Source organism: Microvirga yunnanensis, assembly GCF_025460875.1.
Genome location: NZ_JAMXFI010000039.1, coordinates 53,108 through 64,834, shown reverse-complemented (window position 1 = coordinate 64,834; position 11,727 = coordinate 53,108). Strand labels below are relative to the sequence as shown.

The window sequence follows — 11,727 nt, the reverse complement described above, 5'->3', positions numbered from 1 at the left end:
CGTCCGAGAAGAAGGCCCGCGAGAAGGCTGAGGCCGTTCGCCGCGCCCGCAAGCTGATCCGTAAGCGCATGCAGCGCGAAGGCCTGCTGCCTTCCAAGCCCCGTCCGACCCGCTAAGCTCTTCGAGCAGGCCTTGAAAAAGGCCTCGCCGACCGGTTGTGAATCAGCGCCCGTCGCGCAAGCGGGGCGCTGTTTGCATGTCTGGGGCTCGTTTTGCCCGGAGCGAACTCAGTTGCATTATCTCTTGCGTCGGCGCCTTTTTGATGCCTTGTTTCACGGCTGTTAAGGATTTCCCGCCAGAGTGCCGCTCCCTGGTACCGTGAGTAAACAAGCTGGAGACGAAGGTGTTCGCCCCATCGATTCGCCGTTTAGCCCCCCTGAGCCTGACCCTCGTTGCCCTTAGCCTCGCGGCCTGCACCACCACGGGCGGCGGACCCAGCCAGCGCATTGCCGTCGTGGAAGAGGACACGCAGGGGACGAGCACGGTCAACATCTCGTCCCTGTCGGACGTGATCCAGCGCAACCCGAACGATCCGAGCGCCTACAACACCCGCGGCGCCGCATATGCGCGCGTGGGGAACTACAGCAGCGCCATGGCCGACTTCTCCAAGGCGGTGCAGCTCGATCCGAATTATGCACCGGCTTACACCAACCGCGCCCTCGCCCTGCGGCAGACGAACCGCAACGACCAGGCGCTCGCCGACTTCAGCCGGGCCATTCAGGCCGATCCGAACTATGGCCCGGCCTATATCGGACGCGCCAACCTGTACCGCGCCCAGAACCAGTACCAGGAAGCCCTCAGCGACCTGAACATGGCGACCCGCCTGCTGCCCGAATCCGCCGAGGCGCTCCACTCGCGCGGCCTGCTCTACCAGCGCCAGGGCATGCACCCCCAGGCCATCCTCGACTTCGACGCCACCATCGACCGCAATCCCTTCGTCGGCGCGCCCTATGCGGCCCGCGGCCAGAGCTTCGTGGCGACGAACCAGTACGACAAGGCCATCGAGGACTTCAACGCGGCCCTCAACGTGAACAACAAGGACGCCGATTCCTGGGCCTGGCGCGGCGTGGCCCTCGAGCGCAAGGGCGACCGGAGCCAGGCTCTCGAGAGCTATCAGCGGGCTCTCGCGCTCGACAACAGCAACAGCGTCGCCCGCCAGGGCAGCTCCCGGCTGCAGGGCGGCGTGGCAGGCCTGTTCCGCTCGTAAGGGCTGTCGCGGGAGGCGGCGTGAACCCGGCCCCTCCCCTGCGCATCATCGCCGACATCCAAAATCGTCTCGAAGCGCATGCGGGCCTGCATGCGCTTCTTTCGCATGTGGAGGGTCTCGGGCTTCCCGATGCCCGGATCGGCGCCGGCAGGATCGTCTGGATCCGATCGTGCGGCCGATGCCGGCCTTCGCATTCAAGATGGACGTTGACCGGGAACGCATCGGGGCCAAGGCGTGGGCGGCCCACTGGCCGAAGCTGACGATGCTCAAGACCTGGGAGGAGGCCTATCCCGATCCTCACACCTCCTTCGACAGGATCGAGACATAAGGCTCGAAGCCGAAGGCCCGGTAGGTGCGGTCCGCCCTCTCATTGGCCACCAGGACGCCGATGAAGAGCCGCTTGAGCCCCGCTTCCTTGGTCAGGCGCTCGGCCTCCTTGAGCAGCATCTGGCCGATGCCGCGGCCACGCCAGTCGTTGTGCACGATCAGGTCCGTGACCGTTCCGTGATTGCGGAAGCCGTCGGCCACATAGGCGGCGTCCTGGTCGAGGGAGAAGCCCATGGCGCCGACCGTCGCCCCTTCCGCCCGCGCCAGCACGATGCGGCCGTTGCGCCGGGACAGACGCTGCATCAGCTCGTCGTAATATTCCGCCGCAGCCTTGTAGTCGCGCCGCCGGTCGCCGACGAGGTCGGCCTCGAACACGTTGAGCTGGTGGATGAGCTCGATGACGGCCTCCCGGTCGGCTGGAAGGGCGGTGCGGAGGGTAATCGGGGACATGTCAGGGTCCGGGAAAGCGCATCGGGGTTCGCGTTAAAGCAGATTTCATCCCCTGCGTCATGACCTCGCTTTCCCTGTCACGGCCGGGCTCGTCCCGGCTAGGCCGATGCGGTGGGGCGCTGCGCTGGAGCGCGGGGTCGGACACTTCCGGTTCTGCCGCCTCTCCCGTCATGGCCGGCTAAAGCATCGGACGTGAAAAGTGGACATGCACTTTTGGGATCCATCCGATGCTTTCTTCTTGAATGAGAGCATCGGTCAGAACGGACCCAGCGGGCCGCGCCAGCGAAAACCGGATCCACTTTTCCGTCCGATGCTCTAGTCATCACCCTCCTCTCGCCGGCCATCCCGATAAGGTGAAGCGCGGCGCCTCTCGGAAGCGGGATCACCGGGACGAGCCCGGTGATGACGTGGAGAGGTGGGATGGGCGGGTGATGACGCGGAGAAGGTGGCAAGGGCCGTGACAACACCCTCCCCACGTCATGGCCGGCCAGTCATCACCCGACTCTCGCCGGCCATCCCGATGCGGAAAAGCGCCGCGGCTCAAACAATCGAGATCACCGGGACGAGCCCGGTGATGACGTGGAGAAGGTGGTCAGGGCCGGTGATGACAACCGGGTGACCATCCGGCCGAGCCAAGACAGGGTCCCGAACGGTGCGCCGCTTCAAGATGTGCGCCTCGGATCCGATGCTCGAGGGGGGGCGCCTGGGAGCTGATCTCTCCTCCCGCCGCGCCCGGAGCGCGAGCGGACGAATGATCCCGCTGGCAAGGTCATCATGCCGTTCGGCGGCTGGCAGTTCCGTCGCCGCAGCTCCGTGGCCGCATCGCTCAAGATCCGCAAGTCTGAATCGATCCCGGATCCGCATGCGATTCGCGGCTGAATTCTTCCGGGCGGGATCCGTGTTGCTGTGTCGATCGGGGTTCCGTCTGTAACAGAAGGTGCGCTCTCGCCAGTATGACTCGGCGAATGCTGGCTTCGCTGCAGTAGAAGCGGCATCCCACGTGAATCGAGCCGATGTCAATTCGTCAACGTCAGCTTTGGCTTGACTCGCCGGTTCTCCCCTGACGAATCGCCGATCCCCGGTTTCTTCAACAATTGTGTGGTCAGCCTTAACCAATTCTTACGGATCGACTCCACCCGCACGGCCGAATCGGACATCTCTGACGGCGTTACGAGACAATGGAGTTTGCACCGGCGGCGCCCCGCGCGCCGCGGTCGTCAGCGCTTCCGAGAGGCCCCTCACGCGGCGGTCCTCCGGGAGGCTGATGCGCTTGGCATCCGGGATTCCCCATGTGGGTTCGACATCCACGCGAGGGGCTCAGATCGGCCGGCGCGCATTCCTCTGCTGTCCCGCAACGCTCTTCGAGCAGGAGATGACAGACGTGAACTGAGGCTAGGCAAAGCAAAAGGCCCACGAAGCGGGAACTTCGAGGGCCTTTGGAGTCACCGAGGGACGGCGACGGATTCGTTTGGCGACAATCCTTATGCCTCCCGACAAGCTGAGTGTCAACGACATCGGTTCCGGTGAACGCTCCCGCTTTGCCCTCACATGGGAGGGATGCGATGCAGCTTGCATCGTCTGGAGGCCGGCGGCTGAGACACGCTGCTTTGGCCGCGAGGAAGTTCGCGCTCGAAACCGGGCGCACTGTGACACGAAAGGAACTCTCGGCCTCCGCGGGCGAGGCCGAGAAGGCGCTCGGCCTGAGCGCGCCGCAGCGTCTGGTGTTGAGCCAGCTGGTGGCGTGCTGGGGCGAGCTCGAGATGGACCGGCTGCTGGTCTGGCCGTCCAATCAGCGTCTGATCTCCACGACGGGGCTGTCGGAGCGGGCCGTGCGCAACGCCGTTCGGGCCCTGATCGAATGCCAAGTGGTGATCCCCAAGGATTCGGCCAACGGCAAGCGCTACGCCGTGCGGGATGCCGCCGGCACGGTGGTGGACGCCTTCGGGTTCGATCTCACGCCCCTCTACGCCCGCCGTGGCGAGTGGATGGCGATCCTGTCCGACCAGAGGCGCCGGAAGGAGAGCCTGAAGCGCTCCTTCGACGAGATCACCATCTGCCGCCGCGCCGCCGAGGAGGCCCTGAGCGCGCTGGCCCAGTATCACCCCGGTGTTGATCGCGGCGGAATCGAGAGCGGCCTTTCCCTCCTGAAGGCCCGCACGCCCAGGCGCTCGGGGACGGCTCTTCCGGAGGGCCTGCTCGATGCGTGGAAAGACATCCGGCAACGTGCTGAGGATGCCTTCTACCAGGCGGGCTGTGGCGGCACGCAATGCCGACAATTAGAAGCAGAGAAAGGATCTCCGAGTGAGACTTGTGACAAGGGCATTCGGGTTGAAGCTCCGCCTGCCGATCCAATCCCGTCCCCGGGGCAGCCGCTGCTGCCGGCCCTGGTCGCCGAGGCCTGTCCGGTGGTGTCCGCGTGCGCTCATCCGATCAGGGATGCGGTCGACGTGGTCGCGGCTGGCCGCTTCCTCCGTGCGTCTCTCGGAGCCCACCCGAGCGCCTGGGACGAGGCCGTCGCGGCGATCGGGGCCGTCCGGGCGGCGACGGCCGTGATCTATGTCCTGCAACTCTACGACGACGACGTGTCGAGCGGCCGGAACCGGATCCGGAATCCGGGCGGCTATTTCCGATCCGTCGTGCGCATGATCGAGGCCGGTCGTCTCGATCTGGAGCCGGAACTGATGAGCTTGAGACGGCGCAGGATGGTCTGAGGGTTTGGAGGGATGGGCTTTGCACGCCCGGGCGCTTCGCGCTCGCCTGTGCCGGTCCTGTTGCCTATAAGGAAGTGACCACGACAAGCTGGAGAAAAGCATGAAGCTCGCCCGGGACCAAGTGTCCGATCCTGCCGACGCGGAGGCGCGCCGGAGCGTTGCCCCCGTCATCTGCTATCCGGTCGAAACCCTGCCGCGGCCCGATCTCGCGGCATACCGGGCGGCGCGTGAGGGCTGGGAGAAGGTGGACGAGGTCGTCGTCCCGCCGCGGGACGCGCGCTGCTTCAGCGTGCCCGCCGGCTGCTTCTTCCGGATCGTCAGTATCGAAGGCCCCCAGGTGGGCGACCTCAATCTCTGGGCGGCGGACGATCTCGACGAGCGCTTCTTCTCCGGCAAGACGCGGGCCCTCAACGGCACGCATGTGTCCACCGGGGACCAGCTCTGGTCGTCCCTGCCGCATCTGAGGCCGATGGCGACGATCACGCACGACACCCTCGACTGGTACGGTTTCGACCAGTATGGCGGTTCCGTGCACGACGTCATCGGCACCCGGTGCGATCCCTACACGCATCGTCTGCTCTCGGGCCAGGACTACCATTACTGCTGCCATTCGAACCTGACCCGCGCGCTCGCCCATCGGCTGGGCCGCCCGAAGAGCGAGGTCGAGCCGGCGGTGCACGACGTGCTCAACGTGTTCATGTGCACCGGCTTCACCCGCGATACGGGGCAGTACTTCATGAAGGCGAGCCCCGTCAGGCCGGGCGACTACCTGGAGTTCTTCGCCGAGATCGACCTGCTCGGCGCGCTCTCCGCCTGCCCGGGCGGCGATTGCAGCGCGGAGCATTCGAGCGACGCGGCGGTCTGCCATCCGCTGCTGGTGGAGATCTACCGGCCCAAGGCGCCGCCCCGGGGCTGGACCTCGCCGGCGCGCAATGCCTACGGGCGGCAACACGGCGAGTGAACCGGCCGTCATCCGCGTGACGGTCCGGTGAAATGCAAAGGGGCTCCCTGCGGAGCCCCCTTCTTATCGCACCACGTTCAGCGGCTTCACCGCCGGCCCGGTGAAGCGGCTCGTCGCCAGGTCACCCGTGGGCTTGCTCGAGAAGCCCATGTGCAGGCTGGGCTCCGCCGACATGAGGGCGCTCAGCGCCGTCGGCGGCTTCTTCGCACCCGGGGGAGACTTCGCCTCCGGGGCGGCGGCAGGCTTTCCCTTCGCGACCTCTTTCGGGGTCGATCCGGTGACCGGGATATCGACCGGGCCCGCCGCGGCGACCACGATGGGACGCAGGTCGGGACGCGGCGGCGGGAGCGGGACCGCGGCCATCTCCACGGGGCCGCGCGGTTCGGGGGCCTCGGGGATCGGGTTCGTGGCGGCGAGCGAGCCCGGACGGGCCGGCGGGAGCGGGGCATAGGCCAGCGCGAGGGTTCCGGCGACGGGCTCGAGCCCCGTGTCATCCGCATCGGGCCGCCTCGGCGGCATCGGGGCGAAGGCCATGCCCTTGGGGATGGACATCTCGGATTGCGCGTCCGGTCCCTGCTGCCAGGCGAGGGCTGGACCGGAGGCCGTCTGCACGGTGCTCGGCGCCCCGTTGATCCGGGTCGGCGGGAGGGGCGCGGAGGCCGGCGGGGTCAGGTCCTCACGCAGGGCCGGGGCGATCGCCGCCATGACGGCCGGAGCGGGCGGCTCGGGCCGCGGCTGGATCGCCACGGGGGCGCGGCGGACCGGCTCGGGCGCCTGCGCCGGCTGCAGCGCCGCATAGACCGACGCGTTGGAATCGCTGGCGTAGTAGTTCTGGGCCGGCTGCGGCTGCGGCTGACGGGACGCCATGATGGCGCGGCTGGGCCGCGAGGCGACACGGATCTCCTCCGCATCCTCGTTCTCGTCGTCGTCGAGACCGAACAGGGTGGCCCAGAAGCTCTTGCGGCGCGGCTGGGTGGCGACCGCCTCCTCGGCATCCGCATAGGCCGTGTAGCCGGCCACCGTGCCGCCCTTGGCGAGCACCTCGGCGCGGGCCTCGTCGTAGCCCGGCAGGGGCCGGCCGTCGGACGGGATGTGAACGGTCTTGCCGTCGGGGAAGATGCTCGCGAGCTGGGCGCGGGTCATGCGCGGCCAGGCGCGCACGCTGCCCACGTCGAGATGGACGAAGGGCGTATAGGCGTTGGGATAATAGCCGACACCGCCGTTCTGCAGCCGCATGCCGATGGCGCGCAGGCGCGCGGTCGATACGTCCGGCAGGTAGAAGTCCATGGCCTTGCCCTGCATGTGCTGACTATTCTTGGCCACGACGCTCGAGCGCCGCCGGAGCATGGAATTGGTCTGCGGCGAGCGGTAGCCGGAGTTCACGTGCACCGGTTCGTTCGACCCGGACTCGCGGTAGACCTCCCACACCGTATCGAACAGACGCGGGTCCATGCGGGTCGGCTCGTCGCGCCGCCAGTCGCGCAGGAACCAGTTGAGCTGCTGCAGGGCGCCCGAGTCGTACTGGCCGTTGCGCCGGAACGTGACGGTGAGGCTTTCCTTGGTGTTGTTGTTGTAGAGGCTCAGCGTGCGGGTATCGCCGTTGGCGACGGCATCCTGCGTGCCGCGCACCCCGCCCACCATGACGATCAGAATGGCCGCAAGACCGATGCCGGCGCGATACGCCAGAGCATCCGACCCGAAAGTGGACACCCATTTCGGGATCCACCTGACGCTCATTCCTTGGGCCGGCGCATCGTTCTTCGCGGAAAACCGGAGCCACTGTCCCGCACGATGCGCCCGGCGGTCCGTACGCAATACTCTCACTGTGATACTCGTCTTTACCGGGCCGCATCCGTGGATGCGGCGATCCTTATGGTGAAAGGATCTTTGCCGAGGACGGTTACCTTCGCGTTAAGTGAGGCCAGAATTTCGTTGAAAACGGAACAGGATCCGGGAGCTATTCGGACAGGTTGAGGGCGGCCCGGACCTTGCGGTCGAGACCGTAGATGTCGTCGAAGCGCCTTACCTCACCCTTCTCGTCGATCGCGAGCGTGAAGTAGGTCAGGTGCACGGGCAGGGGATTGGTCAACTGCACGGTGCGCTCGCCCTTGCCGATGAGCCCGCGCAACCGTTCCTCGGTCCATTTGCCGTCCCGGCCCATGATCTCCTCTGCGAGTTCGAAGGGCTTCTCGACGCGCACGCATCCATGGCTGAAGGCGCGCTTGCTGGCCGAGAACAGGGTGCGGTTGGGCGTGTCGTGCAGATAGACCGCATGCTGATTGGGGAACATGAACTTCACGAAGCCCAATGCGTTGCGCTCGCCCGGCGGCTGCTGCACCACGATGCGGTCGCCCCGGCGGATGATCTTGTAGCCCTTGCGCGCTGCGTAATAGGGGTCGCTGGCAAGAGCGGGCAGGATCTCCTTCTTCATGATCGAGGGCGGGATCGTCCAGGACGGATTGATCACGAGATACTTCATGGTCTCGGAGAAGATCGGCGTCTGCGACTGCTCCTTGCCGACGATCACGCGGGTCTGGTGCACGATGGCGCGGCCGTCGACCACCTGCAGGCGGTATTCGGGCACGTTCACCATGATGTGCCGCTGCCCCAGATCCGCCGGCAGCCACCGCCAGCGCTCCATATTGGCGATCAGGTCCGACTGCCGCTGCGCCACCGATGGACCGGACAGAGCGGCGATCGTCTGCGCATTCAGAACGCCCGTGTCCGGCAGCCCCTTTTCCTTCTGGAAGGCCGCCACGGCCGAGGCCACGCGCTCGTCGTAGACCGTCTGGTCGTCCGGGTCCTTCACGAGGTTGAACCGTGCGCGGATCAGAGGCACGCGCGGATCCTTCATGCCCACGCGCAGGGTCGGTCCTCGCGGAAGCCGGACGCTCGGCTGCGACGGATGGCTTTCGCGCAGCTTCGCCAGTCGCTCCTTCAGGGCTTTGTAGCCGGGATGCGGCGGGTTGTAGGCCTCGAGCGCTCCACCCGCGTCTCCCGCGGAGGAAACCCGGCTCAGCACGTCGGGTGCCGACGGCAGGTCGAGCTTCGGGGTCACCAGCGGCGACAGGCGGGCGAGATCGATGCGCCCCCCACGGGCGTCACGGGCATAACGGATCACGGACAGGGAGAGCTTCACGTCGGCCCTGGCCCATTGCGCCGGCGTCGCATCCTTGCGCAGGCCCCGGTCGGGCAGGGCGTAGTCGGCCGGATCGAGCCCGTCCTCGTCGGCGGCCTTCAGGCGTTCCATCACGCCGCGGGCGGCGGGCGACCAGGCTCCGTCCTGGGCCCAGACGAGAGGACGCTCGGCCTGTGCGTAATAGGCCGACAGGGCGTCCCGGTCCTTGCCGCTCACCCGCAGGTCGCGCAGGGCGGCCTCGTCGGCGAACAGGCCTTCCACGGCCATGCGGAAGACGTCCGCTTGCATCAGGGCAGTGACGGGGGCCGCATCGGGCAACGGGATGTCGATGGCGGGCGGGGCTTTGAGATCGGCCGCCTCGACGGTGACGGGCGCGGGCTCGAGGAGCGGAATGGCCTGGGATGCCGTGTCCTGTTCGGCCGGGGCGTCCGGAACGGCGGCATCGTGGAAGGAGGGTTCCGCGGGAGCGGTCTGGACGAGGTCCGGCCGAGTGCCGGCGTCTTCGGCGAGGGCGGCAAGGGGGAGGAGTGAAACAGACCCGATGAGGCCGAGCCAAAGTGCCGTCTTGCGCAAGCCACGCATGATCCTGCTCCTCGTCGCAATGAATGTGGAGGCTCGAAGGTCCTCCATCGAAAGGATTTCGTCAGTGTTCCCGCACACGTTCTGTTACGCTTAACGCACAAAACGCCGTGCGGCTTCATCGTCTAGGTCAAGTTCCTTCAATTTTCTGTAAAAAGCCCGCAGCAGGGCGAGCCTCGCGCCTCCTTGCGAACGATGCGCCCATCGCCTGGAAGGCCGTCGGGAGAGACATGAAGAGGGATGAGGGGTCGAACCCGCGTGCGGGATCGCCCGGGCGCTGCCGGGAGAGAAGGGTCAACCGGCCGTTAACGGGAGGCGGGCGTCGCCCCTGGCCGAGGTGGGTTGATCCGCCGAGCGCCGCGGCCAATATGTGTGCAGGACCATTCCGTTAGACCGATCCCAAGCAGGCCATCGCCCGTGACCTCCCTGACATCCTCTCCCATGCATCATCCATCCGCCGCCGGCGCCGCGCAGGCCGAACTCGGGCTGCTGCCCGAATGGAACCTCTCTCACCTCTATCCCGGCATGGACAGCGAGGCCTTCAAGCAGGATCTCGCGAAGGCCGAATCGGAGTGCAAGGCCTTCGCCGACGCCTATCGCGGCACGCTCGACGCGATGGCCAGAGGCGAGAGGGCGTCCGTGCGGCTGGACGAGGTGGTGAAGCGCTACGAGGCGCTCGAAGATCTGCTCGGCCGCCTCATGTCCTATGCCGGCCTCGTCTATTCCGGCGACACCACCGACCCGATCCGGGCGAAGTTCTACGGCGACACCCAGGAGCGCCTGACCGCCGCCTCGACGGAGCTGCTCTTCTTCGGGCTCGAACTCAACCGCATCGACGACCAGGTGCTCGACAAGGCCGTGAGCGAGGAGCCGCTCAGGCATTACAAGCCCTGGATCGAGGATCTGCGCAAGGACAAGCCCTTCCAGCTCGAGGACAAGATCGAGCAGCTCTTCCACGAGAAGTCGGTGACCGGCCGCTCGGCCTGGAACCGCCTGTTCGACGAGACCATCGCGTCGTTGCGCTTCACCGTGCGCGGCGAGGACCTGCCCATCGAGCCGACCCTGAACAAGCTGCAGGATCCGGACGAGGGCGTGCGCAAGGACGCCTCCGACGCCCTGGCCAAGACCTTCAAGGCCAATCTCCGCACCTTCACGCTCATCACCAACACGCTTGCCAAGGACAAGGAGATCTCCGACCGCTGGCGCGGCTTCGAGGACGTGGCCGATTCCCGCCATCTGGCGAACCGGGTCGAGCGCGAGGTCGTGGAGGCCATGGTGTCGGCCGTCCGGGAGGCCTATCCGCGCCTGTCGCACCGCTACTACGCCCTGAAGGCCCGGTGGTTCAAAAAGGACAAGCTCGACCATTGGGACCGCAACGCGCCCCTGCCGAAGGTCGAGCAGCGCACCATTTCCTGGAACGAGGCGAAGGATACGGTCCTGTCGGCCTATTCCGCCTTCTCGCCGCGCATGGCCGACATCGCGCAGCGCTTCTTCGACGAGGGCTGGATCGATGCGCCGACCCGGCCCGGCAAGGCGCCCGGCGCCTTCGCCCACCCGACGGTGCCCTCGGCCCACCCCTACGTGCTCCTGAACTACCAGGGCAAGCCGCGGGACGTGATGACCCTGGCGCACGAGCTCGGGCACGGGGTGCACCAAGTGATGGCCGGTCCCAACGGCGCTCTCATGGCGCCCACGCCCCTGACGCTCGCCGAGACGGCGTCCGTCTTCGGCGAGATGCTCACCTTCCGCCGCCTCCTCGACCAGACCGTCGATCCGGTCCAGCGCAAGGCAATGCTGGCCGCGAAGGTCGAGGACATGATCAACACGGTGGTGCGCCAGATCGCGTTCTACTCCTTCGAGCGCAAGGTGCATCTGGAGCGTCGGAACGGCGAGCTCACGGCCGACAAGCTGTGCGAACTCTGGATGTCCGTCCAGGACGAGAGCCTCGGGCCGGCGATCCGGCTCGGCCCGGGCTACGAGAGCTTCTGGACCTATATCCCCCACTTCATCCATTCGCCGTTCTACGTCTATGCCTATGCCTTCGGCGACTGCCTCGTGAACTCGCTCTACGGCGTCTACGAACGGTCCAACGAAGGCTTCGTGGAGCGCTATTTCGCGCTCCTCTCGGCGGGCGGCACCAAGCACTACTCGGAGCTGCTCGCGCCCTTCGGCCTCGATGCGGGCGATCCGGCCTTCTGGCAGATCGGCCTGTCGATGATCGAACGGCTGATCGGCGAGCTGGAGGCGATGGAGACCACGGCCGCGTAAGCATTCTACCCGGCGGCCGGCCTCCCGGCCGCCGGGCCTGCACACGATAAGAATGGAACGAACACGGATGGGGCTGGACCGGGAG

8 protein-coding genes and 1 pseudogene are annotated in these 11,727 nt (G+C 66.8%); 6 read left to right on the top strand and 3 right to left on the bottom strand.

All coding sequences use genetic code 11. The features are described from left to right. The 3 genes and pseudogenes from NF876_RS19770 to NF876_RS19760 form a co-directional block, all read left to right on the top strand. A pseudogene (locus NF876_RS19770) lies at positions 1-116 on the top strand (30S ribosomal protein S21); the annotation flags it as partial. Positions 117-343: 227 nt separating this feature from the next. Beyond that, positions 344-1,207 carry a tetratricopeptide repeat protein gene (locus tag NF876_RS19765; protein ID WP_262270345.1) on the top strand — a complete coding sequence of 288 codons (864 nt, stop codon included), beginning with the start codon at positions 344-346 and terminating at the stop codon, positions 1,205-1,207. Positions 1,208-1,376: 169 nt separating this feature from the next. Next, entirely contained in the window at positions 1,377-1,535 is a 159-nt protein-coding gene (locus NF876_RS19760) for a hypothetical protein (protein WP_262270346.1), read from the top strand. Here the strand turns inward: NF876_RS19760 and NF876_RS19755 are convergent. Then, positions 1,505-1,984, bottom strand: a complete 480-nt coding sequence (locus NF876_RS19755) for a GNAT family N-acetyltransferase (RefSeq protein WP_262270347.1) — start codon at positions 1,982-1,984, stop codon at positions 1,505-1,507. The two genes, NF876_RS19760 and NF876_RS19755, sit on opposite strands and share 31 nt — an antisense overlap. 1,562 nt (positions 1,985-3,546) lie before the next feature. On the opposite strand from NF876_RS19755, the gene repC reads away from it, so the two are divergent. After that, positions 3,547-4,695 carry a plasmid replication protein RepC gene (repC, locus tag NF876_RS19750; protein ID WP_262270357.1) on the top strand — a complete coding sequence of 383 codons (1,149 nt, stop codon included), beginning with the start codon at positions 3,547-3,549 and terminating at the stop codon, positions 4,693-4,695. 100 nt (positions 4,696-4,795) lie between these two features. Beyond that, on the top strand, positions 4,796-5,656 hold the full coding sequence (locus tag NF876_RS19745) for an urea carboxylase-associated family protein (protein ID WP_262270356.1): 861 nt from the start codon (positions 4,796-4,798) through the stop codon (positions 5,654-5,656). A gap of 63 nt (positions 5,657-5,719) precedes the next feature. Here NF876_RS19745 and NF876_RS19740 read toward each other — a convergent pair whose 3' ends face one another. Both NF876_RS19740 and NF876_RS19735 read right to left on the bottom strand, forming a co-directional pair. Then, the gene (locus NF876_RS19740) at positions 5,720-7,480 is read right to left on the bottom strand and encodes a peptidoglycan L,D-endopeptidase MepK (protein WP_262270355.1); all 1,761 of its coding nucleotides are present in this window, start codon (positions 7,478-7,480) and stop codon (positions 5,720-5,722) included. A gap of 133 nt (positions 7,481-7,613) precedes the next feature. Beyond that, positions 7,614-9,377, bottom strand: a complete 1,764-nt coding sequence (locus tag NF876_RS19735; protein ID WP_262270354.1) for a L,D-transpeptidase family protein — start codon at positions 9,375-9,377, stop codon at positions 7,614-7,616. Between the two features lie 438 nt (positions 9,378-9,815). On the opposite strand from NF876_RS19735, the gene NF876_RS19730 reads away from it, so the two are divergent. Continuing rightward, positions 9,816-11,642, top strand: a complete 1,827-nt coding sequence (locus tag NF876_RS19730; protein WP_262270353.1) for a M3 family oligoendopeptidase — start codon at positions 9,816-9,818, stop codon at positions 11,640-11,642. Positions 11,643-11,727 lie beyond the last annotated feature (85 nt).